Origin of the sequence: Actinoplanes sp. NPDC049802 (assembly GCF_040656595.1) — a bacterium.
Taxonomy (GTDB): domain Bacteria; phylum Actinomycetota; class Actinomycetes; order Mycobacteriales; family Micromonosporaceae; genus Actinoplanes.
In genome coordinates this window covers 1-18,091 of sequence record NZ_JBFAMR010000032.1, presented here as the reverse complement: position 1 = coordinate 18,091, position 18,091 = coordinate 1, and the positions used below count along the sequence as shown (strand labels likewise).

14 protein-coding genes are annotated in these 18,091 nt (G+C 71.4%); 9 read left to right on the top strand and 5 right to left on the bottom strand.

The genetic code is table 11. The features are described from left to right. The first annotated feature begins 219 nt into the window (after positions 1-219). The gene (locus tag AB0I88_RS22415) at positions 220-1,824 is read left to right on the top strand and encodes a metallophosphoesterase (protein WP_361027607.1); all 1,605 of its coding nucleotides are present in this window, start codon (positions 220-222) and stop codon (positions 1,822-1,824) included. Positions 1,825-1,889: 65 nt separating this feature from the next. After that, positions 1,890-5,018 (top strand): UvrD-helicase domain-containing protein, encoded by a 3,129-nt coding sequence (locus tag AB0I88_RS22410; protein WP_361027604.1) that lies wholly within the window; start codon positions 1,890-1,892, stop codon positions 5,016-5,018. Here the strand turns inward: AB0I88_RS22410 and AB0I88_RS22405 are convergent. Then, a complete protein-coding gene (locus AB0I88_RS22405) occupies positions 5,005-5,688 on the bottom strand; it encodes a prepilin peptidase (RefSeq protein WP_361027601.1) in 684 nt (227 codons plus the stop codon). The genes AB0I88_RS22410 and AB0I88_RS22405 overlap by 14 nt on opposite strands. Before the next feature lie 268 nt (positions 5,689-5,956). On the opposite strand from AB0I88_RS22405, the gene AB0I88_RS22400 reads away from it, so the two are divergent. The 4 genes from AB0I88_RS22400 (at position 5,957) to AB0I88_RS22385 (ending at position 10,004) form a co-directional block, all read left to right on the top strand. Further along, positions 5,957-6,364: a hypothetical protein gene (locus tag AB0I88_RS22400; protein WP_361027598.1), complete on the top strand. Its 408-nt coding sequence runs from the start codon at positions 5,957-5,959 to the stop codon at positions 6,362-6,364. 80 nt (positions 6,365-6,444) lie between these two features. Then, on the top strand, positions 6,445-7,650 hold the full coding sequence (locus AB0I88_RS22395; RefSeq protein WP_361027595.1) for an ATP-binding protein: 1,206 nt from the start codon (positions 6,445-6,447) through the stop codon (positions 7,648-7,650). Positions 7,651-7,677: 27 nt separating this feature from the next. Further along, positions 7,678-8,187, top strand: coding sequence for a DoxX family protein (locus tag AB0I88_RS22390; RefSeq protein ID WP_361027592.1), 510 nt, complete (start codon positions 7,678-7,680; stop codon positions 8,185-8,187). Positions 8,188-8,366: 179 nt separating this feature from the next. Beyond that, a complete protein-coding gene (locus AB0I88_RS22385; protein WP_361027589.1) occupies positions 8,367-10,004 on the top strand; it encodes a glycosyltransferase 87 family protein in 1,638 nt (545 codons plus the stop codon). Between the two features lie 368 nt (positions 10,005-10,372). On the opposite strand, the gene AB0I88_RS22380 is transcribed toward AB0I88_RS22385, so the two are convergent. From AB0I88_RS22380 to moaC, 4 genes are all read right to left on the bottom strand, one after another. After that, complete coding sequence (locus AB0I88_RS22380) at positions 10,373-10,783, bottom strand: molybdenum cofactor biosynthesis protein MoaE (protein ID WP_361027849.1); 411 nt, start codon at positions 10,781-10,783, stop codon at positions 10,373-10,375. A 71-nt stretch (positions 10,784-10,854) separates the two neighbouring features. Beyond that, on the bottom strand, positions 10,855-12,072 hold the full coding sequence (locus tag AB0I88_RS22375; protein ID WP_361027586.1) for a molybdopterin molybdotransferase MoeA: 1,218 nt from the start codon (positions 12,070-12,072) through the stop codon (positions 10,855-10,857). A gap of 16 nt (positions 12,073-12,088) precedes the next feature. Beyond that, positions 12,089-12,589 (bottom strand): MogA/MoaB family molybdenum cofactor biosynthesis protein, encoded by a 501-nt coding sequence (locus AB0I88_RS22370; RefSeq protein ID WP_361027583.1) that lies wholly within the window; start codon positions 12,587-12,589, stop codon positions 12,089-12,091. Then, positions 12,562-13,053, bottom strand: coding sequence for a cyclic pyranopterin monophosphate synthase MoaC (gene moaC / locus AB0I88_RS22365; protein ID WP_361027580.1), 492 nt, complete (start codon positions 13,051-13,053; stop codon positions 12,562-12,564). The genes AB0I88_RS22370 and moaC overlap by 28 nt, the downstream gene beginning before the upstream one ends. A 372-nt stretch (positions 13,054-13,425) precedes the next feature. On the opposite strand from moaC, the gene AB0I88_RS22360 reads away from it, so the two are divergent. Genes AB0I88_RS22360 through AB0I88_RS22350 form a run of 3 tightly spaced genes read left to right on the top strand, consistent with a single transcriptional unit; the run spans position 13,426 to position 17,506 of the window. Further along, positions 13,426-15,921 carry a bifunctional diguanylate cyclase/phosphodiesterase gene (locus AB0I88_RS22360; RefSeq protein ID WP_361027577.1) on the top strand — a complete coding sequence of 832 codons (2,496 nt, stop codon included), beginning with the start codon at positions 13,426-13,428 and terminating at the stop codon, positions 15,919-15,921. Then, positions 15,918-17,114, top strand: coding sequence for a glycosyltransferase 87 family protein (locus AB0I88_RS22355; RefSeq protein WP_361027574.1), 1,197 nt, complete (start codon positions 15,918-15,920; stop codon positions 17,112-17,114). Before AB0I88_RS22360 ends, AB0I88_RS22355 begins: the two co-directional genes overlap by 4 nt. 23 nt (positions 17,115-17,137) lie before the next feature. After that, the gene (locus AB0I88_RS22350) at positions 17,138-17,506 is read left to right on the top strand and encodes a zf-TFIIB domain-containing protein (protein WP_361027571.1); all 369 of its coding nucleotides are present in this window, start codon (positions 17,138-17,140) and stop codon (positions 17,504-17,506) included. The last annotated feature ends 585 nt before the right edge of the window (positions 17,507-18,091 follow it).

Genomic DNA, 18,091 nt, shown 5'->3' with positions numbered 1-18,091 from the left:
CGCCGATTCGGCCTCGCGACGAGCGTCTCGGTGCAGGTGCCGGCGGCGTGACGCGGATGAGACGGTGCGGCGCCGTGGTGTCCGGCATGTGGTTGCTGAGACACCGCTGAGAGCGTCGATCGTTCACGGCTCCAGGGGCTCGGGCTGGTCGGGGACACTGGGTCGGGCAAGCTGGAAAGCACGGCGGCGGTTGCGGCCGGCTGGGGAGGGTTTGAGTTGGTGCTGTTCTTCGCGGTGGTCATGCTGATCATCGGCTTGATCCACTTCTACCTGTGGAAGCGGCTGGTCCGTGACCCACTGCGACCCGGCCCGGCCCGCCGCGTCGGGACCGTGGTGGCCGTCGTCCTGTGCGTCCTAGTTCCGGTGACGCTGGGCGGGGTGCGGGCCGGCTACGTCAAGTGGCTGTCCTGGCCCGGCTATCTCTGGATCGCCGTGATGTTCTACCTCCTGGTGACCCTGCTCGCGCTGGAGATCCCCCGGCTGCTGGCCTTGCGGTTGTGGGCGCGCGGCCCGCGTACCACCGAGGACGACGGCATGGGTGGATCGCGCCCGGCCGGGTCGGCCATCGGCGAGGCCGCCGTGAGCGGCGGCACGGGCAGCCTCCGAGGTGGGTCGGCTCCCGCTACCGAAGGAGCGCTGACCGGCGGGGCTGCCGGGCACGGCACCGAGCCACCACTGAGCGGCGCGACGACCGGGCACGGAAGCGAACCGGCCCGGAGCGACGCGACGGCCAGCCACCAGGACGACCCTGCCCTGAGCGGCGCGACGACCGGGCACGGAAACGAACCGGCCCTCAGCGGCACGACGACCGGGCACGGACGGGATTCGTTCTTCGTGGGGGACTCCGCGGCAGGCGCCGGTGACGCGGACGCCACCGCCGAGGGAACCGGCAAGGGCCGCGTCGTCACGGCGGACGGCGGCCCCGCCAGCGGGACTGACCCGGCCCCCGCAGGCCGGGAAGCGGCCGGCGTCGAAGGCGGTGCGGACGCGAGCAGGAGCCCGGGGATCGACCGGCGGTTGCTGCTGGCCCGGGGAACAGCGATCTTCGCCGGGCTCACCGCGGCGAGCGTGACCGGCTACGGGGTCAAGACCGCGACCGGGGCGCCGCAGATCGACCGGGTCCAGCTGCCGATCGCCAAGCTGCCACGCTCCATGGACGGGACGCGGCTGGCGGTGGTCTCCGACATCCACATCGGGCCACTCACCGGGGTCGACCACGCGCAGCGGATCACCCGGGTGATCAATTCGGTGAACGCGGACCTGGTGTGCGTGGTCGGTGACCTGGTCGACGGCAGTGTGGCCGAGCTGGGCCGCTTCGCGGCGCCGCTGGGTGGGATCGAGTCCCGGCACGGGGCGTTCTTCGTGACCGGGAACCACGAGTACTACTCCGGGGCCGAGGAGTGGATCGAGGAGGTGGCACGGCTCGGGATCCGGCCGCTGCGCAACGAGCGGGTCGAGATCAACGGGCTGGACCTCGCCGGTGTGAACGATCTCACCGGTGAGCAGCAGGGCGACGGACCGGACTTCGCCCGCGCGCTGGGCGACCGGGACACCACACGGCCGGTGGTTCTGATGGCCCACCAGCCGGTGGCCGCGAAGGAGGCGGCGCCCTACAAGGTGGACCTGCAGGTCTCCGGGCACACGCACGGTGGCCAGATGGTGCCGTTCAACATGCTCGTGAAGTTGCAGCAGCCGGTAGTCTCCGGCTTCGGGAAGGTGGACGGCGTGCCGGTGTATGTGACCAACGGCGCGGGTTTCTGGGGTCCACCGGTGCGGGTGGGCGCGCCCCCGCAGGTCACGGTCATCGAATTGCGTATGGCGTAACCCATCAAGATCGGTAAGTGTGTTTGAGCGTGGCGAAGCTTGGCGGAACCGACGGCCGTGACAGGATGCCGAACGTGGAGGTCAGCACGGATACATATGTCGCGGACCTGCACATTCACTCCCGCTACTCGCGGGCGTGCAGCCGTGATCTGACGCTGCCGAACCTGGCCTGGTGGGCCCGGCGCAAGGGCATCGCCCTGCTCGGCACCGGCGACTTCACCCACCCGGCCTGGTTCGAGCATCTGCGGGAGAGCCTCGAGCCGGCCGAGCCGGGCCTGTTCCGGCTGGCCGACGAGAAGCCGGTGACGAAACGGCTGCCGGGCTCGCTGCGCGGCACGGCGCCGGCCCGGTTCATGCTGAGCGTCGAGATCTCCACGATCTACAAGCGGGACGACAAGACCCGCAAGGTCCACCACCTGCTCTACGCTCCCGACTTCGAGTCGGTTGCGAAGATCAACACTGCGCTGTCCCGGATCGGCAACCTGACCGCGGACGGCCGCCCGATCCTGGGGCTGGATTCGCGGAACCTGCTGGAGATCACCCTGGAGTCCGGGGGCTATCTGATCCCGGCGCACATCTGGACGCCGTGGTTCTCCGCGCTGGGGTCGAAGTCCGGTTTCGACGCGATCGCCGACTGCTACGCCGACCTGGCCGATCACGTGACGGCGGTGGAGACCGGCCTCTCGTCGGACCCGGAGATGAACTGGCGGGTCTCCAGCCTGGACCGCTACCGCCTGGTCTCGAACTCGGACGCGCACTCCCCGGCCGCCCTGGCCCGGGAGGCGACGCTGTTCACCGGCATCCCCGACTACTTCGCGGTGAAGGACGGCGTCGGCCTGGCCGGGACGCTGGAGTTCTTCCCCGAGGAGGGCAAGTACCACGCCGACGGCCACCGGGCCTGCGGGGTGAACTGGGAGCCGGAACGCACCCGGCGGGCCGGTGGGCGCTGCCCGGAGTGCGGGCGCCCGCTGACCGTCGGGGTGCTGAGCCGGGTCGAGGACCTCGCCGACCGTCCGCTGGGCTTCCAGAAGAACGATCACGTCGAGCATCTGATCCAGTTGCACGAGATCCTCGGCGAGATCCACGGCGTGGGCCCCAAGTCGAAGACGGTGGAGTCCCAGCTCAATCACCTGGTCGCCACGCTCGGCGCGGAGCTGGACATTCTGCGCAAGGTGCCGGTAGACGAGATCGGCAAGGCGGGCGGCGACGAGCTGCGTGAGGCGATCACCCGGCTGCGTCGCGGCGACGTGCGCCGGGTGCCGGGCTACGACGGCGAGTACGGCGTGATCACCCTCTTCGACCAGGGTGAGCTGCGCAACCGCAACAGTGCCCCGCAGATGGAGACGCTGTTCGACTTCCCTGCCTCACTGGAACAGCCGAGAACGAAACCGGATCCGGCCCCGGCGAAACCCAAGGCGAAGCCGGCGAAGGAGAAGCCGGCCGCACCGCCGCTCGCCGCACCGCCCAGCCCGCACGAGCCGTTCGAGCCGATGCTGGCCGGGATGGAGGAGGTCGGCACCGGACTGCTGGACCGGCTGGACGCGATGCAGCGAGTGGCCGCGTCGGCGCCCGGCGGACCGCTGTTGATCGTGGCGGGCCCGGGCACCGGCAAGACCCGCACCCTGACGCACCGCATCGCGTACCTCTGTGCCGAGCTGGGCGTCTTTCCGGAGCGCTGCCTGGCGATCACGTTCACCCGGCGGGCCGCCGCCGAGCTGAAGGAGCGTCTGGAGTCGCTGCTCGGTGACGTGGCCGAGGACATCACGGTGGGCACGTTCCATTCGCTGGGCCTGACCGTGCTGAAGGAGAACGCGAAGGCGGCCGGGCTGGGCTCGGGCTGGCGGATCGCCGACGACCGCGAGCAGGCGCAGGCTCGGGAGCAGGCCGGCGAGGACGACGCGGCGTACCGGAAACTGCTGCGCCAGCAGGATCTGGTGGACCTGGACGATCTGATCAGCGTGCCGGTGGCGCTGCTGCGCGAGGACCAGGCGTTGGTGGAGAAGTACCGCAAGCGCTGGCAGTGGATCTTCGTGGACGAGTACCAGGACGTCGACGAGCTGCAGTATGAGCTGCTGCGCCTGCTGAGCCCGCCGGACGGCAACCTGTGCGCGATCGGCGACCCGGACCAGGCGATCTACTCGTTCCGGGGCGCCGACGTGCAGTACTTCCTGCGGTTCAACTCCGACTTCGTGGACGCCCGGCTGGTCCGGCTGACCCGCAACTACCGGTCGTCGGCGCCGATCCTGGCCGCCGCGGTGCAGGCGATCGCGCCGACGACGCTGGTCCGTGGACGAAGGTTGGACCCGGCACGGCTCGATCCGGAGGCCGCGCTGGTGGGCCGGTATGCCGCCCGCAGTGTCGCCGACGAGGCGGATTTCGTCGTCCGTACCGTCGATGAGCTTGTCGGAGGTCTCTCTCACCGCTCGTTGGACTCGGGCCGGGTGGATTCGCGGACCACCGCGGCGGGGAACCTGTCGTTCTCCGACATCGCGGTGCTGTACCGCACCGACGCCCAGTCCGGACCGATCATGGAGGCGCTGTCCCGGGCCGGCGTCCCGGTGCAGAAGCGTTCGCACAACCGGCTTCGGGATCGGGCCGGGGTCGCCGAGATCGCCCGGGAGTTGCGGCACGCCGGCGGTGCGGGCGGTTCGCTCGCGGCCCGGGTGAAGTCGGCCGGTCAGGTGCTGGCGCAGCGGTTCGCCGCCCCGACGCTGGACGGCACCCAGCCGGCTCCCGAGGACCTCTGGACCGCGTCCGAGCTGTTGATGCCGCTGGCGCACCGGGTGGGGGAGGACCTTGCGCTGTTCCTGCAGCAGTTGGCGACGGGTGCCGAGGTGGACGCGCTGGATCCGCGGGCCGAGGCGGTGAACCTACTGACCCTGCACGCCGCGAAGGGCCTGGAGTTCCCGGTGGTGTTCCTGGTCGGCTGCGAGGACGGTCTGCTGCCGTTGCGCTGGCCCGGTTCGACACCGTCGGAGGAGGAGACGGCCGAGGAGCGCCGGTTGTTCTTCGTGGGTCTGACCCGCGCCCAGGACCGGCTGTACGTGAGTCATTCGGCGAAACGGTCGCGGCACGGCAGCGAGCGGGAGCAGAGCCCGACGCCGTTCCTCGATGTGATCGATTCCGGACTCTTCGAGAAGCTGGGTGAGGCGGCTCCGGCCCGTCCGAAGGATCGTCAGCTCAGACTGCTGTAAGGCCGGCGAGCGCTCCGGCGAGCAGGGCCGGCCCGAACGGGATCGGCTGTGCTCGCCGCCGCACCAGCAACCAGGTGGCGGCCGCGCCGTTGAGCAGGTGGGCGGTGCCGAGACCGACGGCCACCGCCGGCCAGCCCGCGAATCCGAGCAGGAACGCCAGTGCCGCGCCCAGTTTCACGTCGCCGAGGCCGAGTCCGCGCCCGGGCAGCATCGCGATCGCCAGGTATCCGGCGCCGACGAGTACGCCCGCGGCCAGGGCCGGGGCGATCCGGCCGGGCGCCAGCAGGGCGAGCGGGACGCCCGCGCCGAGGGCAAGCGTGCCGACCAGCCGGTCGGGCAGGCGCAGGCAGCCGAGGTCGATCATCGCGAGGAGCACTCCGGGGATCGCGGCGAGCAGGTGGACCGGCAGTTGCGGCACCGGCCCGAGTTGGGCCGCCAGCAGGCCGCCGGCCAGCGACATCGCCGCGACCGGACCGGCGCCGCCGGCGCAGCAGGCCGGTCCGGCGTGGATCCAGCCGGCCGCTCCGGGTGGGAACGGCCGGTCGCAGCGGGCGCACGATGATCGGGCCCGGTCTCCGAAGGGGACGGTCAGCCGGTACGCGATCCGGGGCAGGAACGCCCCTGCCGCCGCCCCGAAGAGCGTTGCCAAGATCACCAGTTGTGACGACACGAACGTGAAAGGTAGCCGATTGCCCGCCGCACGCTACGGTGGCAGGCAGCGTAGACCGCTTCTGGAGGGACCCCCGATGTCGCAGAACGGGCCGTACCCTGGGCAGCCTTGGCCGGGTGGGAGCCCCGAGGAGCCGTACGCGGAACCCTCCGACCCGTGGAGCGCGAGCGACCAGCCGTGGAGCCAGCCGCAGATCCCACAGCAGCCGCAGCCCGAGTGGCGTCCGCCGGCGGAGTGGCGACCGCCCCCGGCTCGTCGTGGGTTCGCGATGGGCGCTGTGGTCGCGGTGCTCAGTGTCCTCGTCGGTGGCGGCCTGGCCACCGCCGCCTGGTTCGTGCTGGGCGACGACGAGGAGGCGCCGAAGACTCCGGTGGCGGCCGCGACGACGCCGGCCGGGCCCGGGGCGCGGCCGCGGACCAGTGAGGACGCCCGGTTCGCGACGAAGGGTCAGTGCCTGCGCAACGAGGGCACCGACGATGAGCCCGAGTTGCGTGTGGTGGTCTGTACGGCGAACACCTACCAGGTGTTGAAACGGATCGACGGCAAGACCACCGGCGAGAAGGACGCGGTCGGCAAGTGTGCCAAGGTGACCGGCTACACGAAGTGGTACTACTACGACACCGAGTACGACGACGTCGACTTCGTGCTCTGCCTCAAGGAGTATTCCCCAGTCTAGTAAACATGCTAGACAACTCTAGATGGTGATATCGAGGCGACTCTAGCGTTCGTGCTAGACGGCCCGATACGGTGCTACGCGTGGATCCGGTGCGAAATCCGTACGCTCCCGGCGCCGGTCAGCGCCCACCCGAACTGGCGGGCCGCGGCCGCGAGCTGGACGCGTTCGACGTCGTCCTGGAGCGGGTGGCCCGGGGCCGCCCCGAGCGCAGCCTGGTTCTGACCGGTTTGCGCGGCGTCGGCAAGACGGTGCTGCTCAACACGCTGCGCTCGGCCGCGATCGGCCGGCTCTGGGGCACCGGCAAGATCGAGGCCCGGCCGGATCAGTCGCTGCGCCGCCCGGTCTCCGGCGCCCTGCACATGGCGATCCGCGAGCTCGCCCCGCACCACCGCGACCCGGCTCGGGTGGACGAGGTGCTCGGCGTGCTCAAAGCGTTCGCGCTGCGGGCCAACGAGACGAATGCGAAGATCCGGGACCGCTGGGCGCCCGGCATCGACGTGCCGCCGGCCCGGGGGCGGGCCGACTCCGGCGACATCGAGATCGACCTGGTCGAGCTCTTCACCGACGCCGCCTCGCTGGCCACCGACGTCGGCACCGGGATCGCCCTGTTCATCGACGAGATGCAGGATCTCAGCGCCACCGACGTGTCGGCGCTGTGCGCGGCCTGCCACGAGTTGTCCCAGCTGGGCGCTCCGCTGATCGTGGTGGGCGCCGGGCTGCCGCATCTGCCGGCCGTGCTGTCCGCCGCCAAGTCGTATTCCGAGCGGCTCTTCCGTTATGCACGGATCGACCGGCTGGACCGGGACGCCGCCGATCTTGCGCTCGGTGTGCCGGCCGAGCGGGAGGGCGTCGACTACGACCAGGAAGCGCTGGATCTGCTCTACGAGAAGTCGGGTGGTTATCCGTACTTCGTTCAGGCGTACGGGAAGGCGACCTGGGACCACGCGCCGCAGTCGCCGATCACCGCCGACGACGTCCGGGTCGCCGCGCCGGAGGCGGAGGGTGAGCTGGCGGTCGGCTTCTTCGGCTCCCGGTTCGAGCGGGCCACCCCGGCCGAGCGGGAGTACATGCGGGCCATGGCGGCGCTCTCCGACGACCCCGGCAACGACATGGACGCCGCGGTGCCGACGTCGGACATCGCGACCTCGCTGGGACGCAAGCCGGCCAGCCTCTCGCCGGCCCGGGACGCCCTGATCAAAAAGGGACTCATCTACTCGGGCGAACGCGGGACGGTGGCGTTCACCGTCCCGCACTTCGGCCGCTACCTCAGGACACAGCCGGTGTAGTCGCCCGGTTACGGGTATAACCGGAACATGAGGCCCGTACGCACCGCAGCCCGAGCCATGCTGGCATCGATCTTCGTGTTCGACGGCATCCGCGCGTTCGCCCGCCCCGAGGAGCGGGCCGAGGCGGTCCGCCCGCTCACCGACCGGGCGACGCCGCTGCTGGAGCGCACGGATCCGCGTCTGCCCACCGATCCGGTCACTCTGGTGCGGGTGAAGGCGGCCGCCGACGTGGTGGCCGGTCTCGCGCTGGCCACCGGGCGGTTCACCAGGCCCGCCGCCCTCGTTCTGGCGGCCGGCCTGATCCCGCACGCCGCCACCGAGAAGGGTGACCGCGATCACCTTCTGCGCAGCCTCGGCCTGCTCGGCGGTCTGCTGCTCGCCGCCGCCGACACCGAGGGCCGGCCGAGTCTGCGCTACCGCACCACGCACGCGGTCGACCGCAGCCAGCGGTCGGTGCGCCGGGCCGTACGCACCGCCAAACGGGAGGCGAAGATCGCCGCCGCGGCCGCGGTGACCGCGCGCAAATTGCCCGGATAACAACCTTCTCGCGACGTTTGCGTTAAAGCGGACAAGGGACCGCGCGGTCGGTCTGCGCCTTCTAAGCTCGCTTCCGCTCGGCTACGACGTGCCGCCGATCCCGACCGCTTCGCCTTCATGCGAGCGGCGGGTCGACCGGCAGGCCATGCCGTGCCCGGTAACGAGACGGGGGTCGCGCCATGCCGGCGAGGAAACGAGGGACGCACAGCGCTGCGCGCGTCCGGCTCGGGGTGGTCGCCCTGGGCGTCCTGCTCACGCCGGCGATCATCACCCTCTACCTCCAGCGGTACGGGCTGAGCACCCTCGCCGTGGAACACGCCGCCGTCCGCGGATGGCTCGCCGGTGGGGATCTGTACGCGTACCGGGCACCCGGCAATCAAGCCGGCGCCGCGCTGCCGCCCGCACTGGCTCTCCTGCTGGCGCCCCTGACCCTCCTGCCGTTACGCGCCGCCGGCTGGCTGCTGGCGCTCACCGGTGTGGCCGCCCTGCTGCTGACGACGCTCGCCGTGACCGGCCCGGTGGCCCGCCGCCACGGCCGCCGCCGCCTCCCGTTCATGCTGGTCGCGGCCGCCCTGGCGCTGCTGGCCGAACCGGTCCGCGCCGCCATCGGTCAGGGCCGCCCCGAGTTGCTGATCGTCGCCCTGCTGGCGGCCGATCTGCTCGCCCTGCGCCGCGCCGCCCGCGCCCGCCACCGCATCCTGACCACCCTGCCGGGCCCGCGCCGCCGCTCCCACCCCGACCGCACGCCCCTCTGGGTTCCGCTGCTGAGCCGCACCTCGCGGCGTCCCCACGCCGGCCCGTCCAGCCTCGACCGGCCACCACGCGGTTTCCTCCGCTGGTCACACGCCACCGCCGGCATGGGCCGGTGGCTTCCCCGGTCCGCCCGCCTCGGCCTGGGCCCCCGATTCGGCCCCGGACGCGAGGCTGCCTTCCCCCGCACCACCGACCTCGGACCCGGCGCGGTCCGCTCCGGCGATCCGGGATCCGGCCGGGATCGGAGACCGCGCTGGCTCGCGGGTTCGTTCCGGTCCGCGTCCGCCCTCGGCACCGATCAGGGCCGCCTGCGCCGGGCGTGGGCGACCGGTTCCTGGGCGGGCGTGGGCACGGGTGTCGCCGGGGCGCTGTGCGCCGTACCCCTGCTCTTCATCGTCTATCTGCTGCTCACCAAACAGCGCCGGGCGGCGATGACGGCCCTGCTCACGGCGGCCGTGGTCACCCTGGCCGCGTTGGCGGCGGCACCGGAGGAAACCCTTTCCTGGTACGGGACGGTCATGTGGGAACTGGACCGTCCCGCCCCGGTCAGCGCCCCCGACAACCAGTCACTGGCCGGGGTCATGGCCCGGCTCTACGGTTTCCCGGCCCCGCCGGTGCTGGTCTGGTTCTCCTTCGGCATGCTGCTGCTGGCCGTGGGCCTGATCCGGGCCCGTTCCGCCCACGCCGACGGGGACGAGGTCGCCGCCTTCACCCTGATCGGCCTGACCGGCGCCATCACCGGCCCGGTCTCCACGTCCGCCGAGACGTTGTGGCTGCTCCCCGCGATCCTGGTGCTGGCCGACACCGGTCTGCGGCGTCGGCTGGGCGCCCGGCCGCCGCGTTCCCGCCGTTTCACCGGCATCGCGTTCCTGGCCGCGGCCCTGCTCGTGTACCTGTCGCTACTGGCCGCCCCGTCGTGGTCCCTGGCTTGGAACATTCCGGCGTTCGCCCTGATCCTGCTGGTCAACACCCTCCCGTGGCGGCATGGTGCCCCGGCGCTGCCGGTCCCACGTCCCGGCGCCGCTTCCCGCCCGGCCGCGATCCCACTCCCGCGCGGCGGCTGATCTTCCCCGCTGGCCGTGAGGGCTGCCTCAACCCATCGGAAGACAGCGCCCACGACCAGCCGCGCAACCCCGAACCGTTCCCGGACCAACCCCACAACCCCAGCCGGCCACCAGAGCCGCCTCAGGCTCAGCGGGAAAGCGCCCACGACCAGCCGCACGATCCTGGAGACCAGGGTCGTGCGGAGGTGATGATCACCGTGGAGGTGCTGTCCGATCGGTGGCGCGGCCTTGAACCGGGGACGGCCGAGCCGGTGACCGATGCAGGTGGACCGGCGGGCGCGCTATGGCATCGAGTGGCACCGGCTCGCGGTGCGCCACGGGACGGCCATCGTTGCCGGGAGCTGACACTCCCGTACGAATAATGGCTTTTAAGGGCAGTTGACCCATTCTTCGGTGCCGTCATCGAAGAGCTGGCGCTTCCAGATCGGGAGCCGGGCCTTGGCCTCGTCGACCAGGCGGGCACACGCCGCGAAAGCGGCCGCACGATGAGCGGTGCTGACCGAGGCGACCAGGGCGACGTCGCCGATCTGGAGAGTCCCGATGCGGTGGGAGACGGCGACCGCGTAGACCGCCGGGTCGGCGGCGATCTCCTCGGCCACCTCGCGGAGGATCGCGGTGGCGGTGGGATGCCCCTCGTACTCGAGGAGGGTGACGCCACGGCCGTGGTCGTGATCGCGGACGACGCCCTGGAAGGAGACCACGGCGCCGGCCCTGGAGTCGGCGACGGCGGCCTCGTGAGCCGCGAGATCGAGCGGCGCGTCGATCACCTCCGCCACGATCCTCTCGGTGTGCGTGGCCACGGTGGTGGAAGCGCGCGGAACACCGGGCGCGGCGGTGGGGTCTTCGGTGGTCACAGGCGCTCCCCGGGCATCAGCGGAAGGGGCAGGAATTCGATGGCGTCGCCGGCGGTGGCCTGGGTGCCGGGACGGACGACGGCGAAGCCGTGCGAGTTGGCGAGTCCGCGCAGCATGGCCGAGCCGACGTGGCCGACGGGAGTGGCGGTACGGCCGGTGGGGTCGAGGGCGGCGAGTGCCAGGTGGGTGAAGTCACCTCGCCCGGGGATCCCGGTGCCGGCGGTGACGCGCGGCAGTGGTGGCAGGGCGCGGCCACGCAGACCGGCCAGGAGCGGCGCGACCAGGGTGACCAGGGCGATGATCGCGGACTGCGGGTTGCCGGGCAGGCCGGCGAGGAAACGCGGACGGCCGTCCGGGCCGGGGACGCGGGCCAGCAGCATCGGGAAGCCGGGGCGGACCGCGACGGTGTTGACGATGTAATCGGCGCCCAGCTCGGTGAGCGCGGGGTGCAGGTGGTCGACCGGGCCGTGCATGGTGCCGCCGGTGGTGCAGATGAGGTCCGCGGTGTCCAGGGCGGACCGGATGGCCTCGAGGTGGGCGTCGAGCGTGTCCTTGACCGGACCGGTGGCCGTGCCGACGGCGGCGCCGTAGCGGCGCAGCCAGGACGGGACCTGCGGGCCGAGCGAGTCGCGGACCCGGCCGTTGCCGGGCGGGCCGGAGGTGAGCAGCTCGTCGCCGAAGACGAGGAGGGCGGCGCGCGGGATCCGGCGGACCTGGAGGGTTTCGTAACCGCAGGTGGCGGCGACGCCGATGACCGCCGGGTCGACGGCCGTGCCGGTGGGCAGCAGCTCCTCGCCGCGGTCGGCCTCCTCGCCGGGCAGGCGCCAGTCGGGGACGGCCCGGGGCTCGCCGGTGACGCGGCCGTCCGGGCCGGTCACCGAATCCTCGACGCGGATCAGGGCGGTGGCGCCGTCCGGCACCATGGCGCCGGTGGCGATCTCGGCGCAGTCGCCGTCGGTGGTGAGCGGGGGTGGGGTGCCGCCGGCCAGCACCCGGCCGACCGGGCGCCAGGGCGCGGGGCCGCGCACCGCCCAGCCGTCGATGCTCGAGGTGGGGAAGGCGGGCAGGTCGGTGAGGGCGCGCAGCGGCTCCGCCAGGGTGCGGCCGTCGGCCTCACCCAGCGGGACCTCCTCCGCGTCACCGGCCGCGGCCCGCCCCGCCTCGAAGGCGAGGGTGCGCGCCAGTTCCCAGTCCACAGGGGTCGCCTCGGTCACCGTCGAAGCCTATCGCTCAGTGGTCTCCTCCCCGGATCTGGTCCACGGTGTGCGACAGCAGCGGACCGAGCACGGCCAGGCCGTCCTTGGCGCCGCCGGTCGAGCCGGGCAGGTTGACGATCAGGGTGCGGCCGGCGACGCCGGCCAGGCCGCGGGAGAGCGCGGCGGCGGGGACCCGGTCCCGGCTGTACGCGCGGATCGCCTCGGCGATGCCCGGGATCTCGAAGTCGAGCAGCCCCCGGGTGGCCTCCGGGGTCCGGTCGGTGGGGGTGACACCGGTGCCACCGCTGGTCAGGACCACGTCGACACGGTCGGCGACGGCGGCGCGAAGGGCTTCGGCGACGGGCTCGCCGTCCGGTACGACGACGACCGGCTCGTCCACGTCGCATCCGAGCTCACGCAGCCCGGCGGCGAGCCGGGGGCCGCTGGTGTCGGCGTAGACGCCGGCGGCGGCCCGGTTGGAGGCGACGATCACGCGGGCCCGGATGGTCACGGCCGGTCCTCCGGGCGTACCCACTCGCCGGTCTTGCCGCCCTCTTTGCGCAGCACCCGGACCGATTCGAGGCTGGCCGCCGGGTCCACCGCCTTGATCATGTCGATGAGGGCGAGGCCGGCCGTGGCTACGGCGGTGAGTGCCTCCATCTCGACGCCGGTGCGGTCGGCGGTCTTGGTGACGGCGGTGATCTCGACGGTGGTGTCGGTGGGCTCCAGCTCGACCTTCACACCGTGCAACCCGATCGGGTGACAGAGCGGAATCAGATCGGGTGTCCGTTTCGCGCCCATGATCCCGGCCAGCCGGGCCACCGCGAGCGCGTCGCCCTTGGGCAGGCCGTCGCGCCGCAACAGGTCGATGACCTCCGCGGTGGTCCGGACCCGGCCGGCGGCGACGGCACGGCGGTCGCTCACCGCCTTGGCGGAAACGTCGACCATCCGGGCGGCACCGGTCTCGTCGACATGGGTGAGTTGGCTTTCCTGGGGCATACCGGAAGCCTAGTTTGTTTGCCCTTCACATCTTGTCCACACTGCTCAGGAGGCATCTTGAAGCTCAGGAAATAGAATTCACCCCGGCCGAATGACGCGATTCCCATTGCAATGAGTTTCCATTCAGAAACTGTCCGTGATGACGTGCCGGGCGATTCTCGCATACTGCGCATACCGACACGATCCGCTGGAAACCACCGCTACACGCGCCTAAGTTATCCCCTGTCAGGACGACAGCGGACAAATTGGAGGAACGTCATGTACGGCGAAAAAGAGTGGACCTGAAATCCGCCTGATGCGCGGACAGACAGTTATCAATTACTTTGGGTCCTGAGCGACGATCCGATCGCGCTCCGCTACGACAAGGACCCCATGACCAACGCTCGCGACGACAACAACGTGACCGATCAGCGGCTTCGGCTGCTCGTCGGTCTCGTCGTCGTTCTGGGGGTCTGTGCCACCGCGGGCTTCCTGGCGTATGCGCTGAGCCTTCCCGGCCCGCCGCCACACCCGCTGGCCCTGGCCGCCTGCTGCGCCGGCCTGATCATCGCCAACCGGGTCCGGGTGCACGTCCGTGTCAAGGCCAACGGCGACAACAACACCTGGGGCGAGGTCCCGGTCCTGATCGGACTGACGTTGATCCCGGCACCCTGGGTGGTGTTCTGCTCGATCGCCGCGATCACGGTGATCCGCTGCCTGACCTGGCTCGGACCGCAGAAGACCGCGTTCGGCATCGCCAAGGGCGCGCTCACCACCGGCGCGGCCGCCGTCATCTTCCTCGCCTTCGGCGTGCAGCCGGATCTGAGCCGGCCGTCCTTCCCGGTGCTCCCGATCGTGGCGGCGCTGATCGCCTTCATCGTGGTCGACCATCTCGCCTTCGTGCCGGTGCTGTCGATGGCGAGCGGCAGCAGCCTGTGGCAGGCGGCGCTGCACGACTGGACCACGAAGATCATCCTGCATTCCGGTGAACTGGTCGCGACCCTCCTCGTCGTCGGCGTGCTGGCGACCGGCACCAATCCGCTGCTCCTGCTGGTCGTCCCACTCGTTGTGGTGTGCATGCACCTGTGGCAGTCCCGCAGCGTCCGGACCCGGGAGGAACGAGAGTCCTGGCAGCGTCTGGCCAAGGCCACCGACGAACTCAACGCGGTGGACCTCACCCAGGTCCTGCACTCGGCGACGACCCGGGCCGCGCAGATCTTCTCGGCGGTGGAGGCGGCCATCGACCTGGCGGCACGAACCGTCCGGGCCACCGAGACACAGGTCCTCGCCGACGGACCGCTGCAGGTCACCACCCCTTCGCCGGCCGACGAGACCACCGTCGACCTGGTCACGCACGACGGCACCGTCCGGGTCGGGGTGCTGCGCCTGCGGTTCGGCGGGACCGTCCGGCTCACCGAGGTGGAACAGTACAAACTGCGGACCTTCGCGTCGGCGGTGTGCACGGCCATCCGGAACGCTCAGGCGTACGCCGAACTCGCCCGCATCGCCGCGGAGAACGCGCACGCCGCCGCGCACGACCCGCTCACCGGCCTGGCCAACCGCCGCCGGCTGTACGAGCGCGCCGACCGGCTCTTCCGCTCCACCGCGCACACCGGCCTGTTCGCCCTGCTGCTGATCGACCTGAACCACTTCAAGGAGGTCAACGACACGCTCGGGCACGCCGCCGGTGACGAGGTGCTGCGCCAGGTGGCCGGCCGGCTGCGGAAGGCGGCCGCGCCCGGGGATCTGGTCGCCCGGCTCGGCGGCGACGAGTTCGCGGTCCTGCTCACCGGCCTGCCGACCCCCGCGCTGGCCGGGCACCGCGCCACCGGCCTGCTCACCGCGCTGGACGCCGGCATCGAGGTGGAAGGCATGCAGTTGACCATCGAAGCGGCCGGCGGCATCGCCCTGGCCGCCGGCACGGGCAGCGTCGAGGAGCTGATGCGCCGCGCCGACATCGCCATGTACCAGGCGAAACGCGCCAACGAACAGACCGTGGTGTATGCGCACGCCCGCGACACCGCCGACCTGGACCGGCTGATGCTCACCGGCGAGCTGCGGCGTGCGGTCGCCGAACACGAGTTCACCGTCGACTTCCAGCCGATCGTCGACCTGGGCAGCGGCGAGGTCGTCGCGGCCGAGGCCCTGGCCCGGTGGCGGCATCCCGACCAGGGCAATCTCTCCCCGGTGCAGTTCCTGGAGACGGTCGAGCGGTCCGGGCAGCTGCCGGCGTTCGCCGACGCGGTGCTCGAACAGTCACTGATCGCCCTCCAGACCTGGCGGGAGGCCGGGTTCGACCTGCCCGTCGCGGTGAACGTGTCACCGCGCAGCCTGCTCGACCCCACATTCCCGTCGTCCGTGCTGGCCCGGTTGTCCCGGCACGACGTCCCGGCGAACCGGCTGGTCCTCGAACTCACCGAGACCCTCACGGTCAGTCAGCTGGACGTGGTCGAGCGCACCCTCGCCGAGCTGCGCAACGCCGGCGTCCGGCTGGCCATCGACGACTTCGGCACCGGCGTCTCGTCGCTGTCCGTACTCTCCCGGATCCCGGTGCACCAACTCAAGATCGACCGGGAGTTCGTGGCCGGGGTGGAGACGTCCGCCGAGGCCGCGGCGGTCGTCCGGACCACCGTCGACCTGGCCCGCAACCTGCGTCTCACGGTCGTCGCCGAAGGGGTCGAGAGCGAACCGCAACGACGCGCCCTCTGGCAGCTCGGCTGCACCTCCGGACAGGGACATCTGTTCGCCCGGCCCTACTCGGCGGCCCGCTTCCTCAGCGTGCTGCGGCGCGGCTCCGGCGGCCGGCCCGGCGTCCTTGCGGTCGCCCTGCACGACGAAGGTTCGGTGGTCCGGCTGCCTGTGCGCCGTCTGCCAAACTTGCCCGCGTGACCAAGCTGTCCGATCGGGCCGTCGATCTGCTCCTCTATTCGATCTCCGCGGCTTTCGCGCTGGTCACCGCGTTCACCTCGACCCTGCTGCCGCACCGGGCGTGGGGCGCGATCGCCGCCTGCGGCTACCTGGCCGCAGCCCTCCTGGTGTATGTGATTCGCCGCCGTGACCTTCTCACCTGGTCCACCTGGACGGCCGTGGCGGTGCTGCCGCTCGTCGTGCAGGCGGCACAGCGAACAGCCGGGCGCACCGACCGGGCCCAGGAGGAGGTCGCCGTCGTCGAGCACATGGGCGAATCCCTGCTGCACAGCGGCACCCCCTACCTGAGCCGCGCCGACATCGCCGCCATCCCGCTCGACGAGCGCCTGCTCGGCTATCGCCCCTACCAGCCCGGCATGTCTCTTTTCGGGCTACCCCGGGCGATAGCGGGCGATCACTGGTGGACCGACGCCCGCGTCTGGTTCGCAATCGTCACGGTGGCCGCGCTGGTTGCCGCCGTCACCCTGCTACGTCCGTCAAACCCATCACTGGTACGGGCGATGCAGGCGGCCACCGTTCTCCCCGTGACGGCACTGACCCTCGCCACCGGCGGCGACGACATTCCCGTACTCGCGTTGTGCCTGCTCGCACTCGCGCTGTTCGCCGGTGGCCGCCCCGGGTGGGCCGGCGTCGCCGTCGGAGCCGCCGCCGGACTCAAACTCTTCGCGCTGCCCGTCGTGGCGGTCCTCGCGGTGTTGTCCGTCGCCACCGGCACCTGGCGGCGTCTCCTTCCCGGCGCACTCGGCCTGCCCGTCCTCGCCGTGCTACCGCCGCTGCTGGTGAACGCCGACGCCTTCATCGAGAACGTCTTCCGCTTCACCCTCGGGCACGGCCTGGTGACCAGCCCGGCACAGTCCCCGTTCCCCGGCTACCTGATCTCCCAGAACCTGCCCGGCGGCCGATACGTCGCCATCGGCCTGCTCGTCGCCGCTGCCGCCGTCATCGCGGTCCTGCTCGTACGCCGTCCACCTCGTACCGCCGCCACCGCCGCGCTCTTCTGCGGCTACGGGCTTCTCGCCGCCATCCTGCTGATGCCGACGACCCGGTTCGGCTACCTGCTCTACCCCGTCGCCCTACTGCTGTGGGCCCCCGCTCTGCGCCGTTTCGCAGCCCGTACTCAGCAAGCACACAGCTTCTTCCGCCCCACGGCATGACACAGCCTTGTACCGTCATTGAAATGCATATGACCTGTCCCAAGTGTCACGGCGAGATGCGGGTCTACGAGCGCAGTGGTGTCACCATCGACCAGTGCACCGAGTGCCGCGGAATCTTCCTCGACCGTGGCGAGCTCGAGAAGCTGTTCGCGGCCGAATCCACCTACAACAGCCGGTCAGGCACCGGAGCGCCGGTTCCCCCGCCGCCCCCGCCCGCCCATCACCAGCCCGGTTACGCGCCTCCACCCCCGCCGCCGCAGCCGGCCTACGGCGCGCCGGCCGCTCACTACCCGCCCACCACGCCGATGTACGGGCACCGTGGCCACTACCGGCACCCGGGCCACCACGGCCACTACCGTCGGCGCAGCTTCCTCCACGACCTGTTCGACTGAGCTGGGCTTACCGGCTTCGCTTCACTCCGCGGCGACGAGCCTTGTTCGCCGGTGTCGATGCAGGCGATTCGCCGCCGCCGGCGAGATGTTGCTGGCGGCGGAGGAGGACTGTTCGCTCAGTGGCTGGTCCGGTGGCGGCTGGCTGCCCTGAGGCAGCCTCACGGCCAGCTCAACGGTTCCGGCTGGCCCCTGGGGCTGTCTCAGCGGGCGCGAGGCAGCCCTCACGGCCGGCCGGAGTGGATCACTGCTCCGGCCGGGCCATGGTAGGCGGACACTCTCCCGGGGCGGCGAATCACTCGCCTCGGCACCGGCGACTTCATCCGGGCACCGCCGGAGGGGTGGACCGGCACGCCGGGGCGGGTAGTTGCGCTCGAGGTCCGCGCTCGGGTGAGACGGCTGGGCCGGATGCGCTTGTGTGGCCGGGTGTGGTGGGCGTGTCACCGTGTGGGCATGTCTGAGGATCTTCCTGTTGATGTAGCTCGGCGGCTTGTAACGACTTGGTGCGCGATTGATGCCTGATCAGGCTCGTCTGGGCGGTTCTGGTGGTAGTTGTTTACCGCTCAGCGGCGCGGTCGGACACCAGTC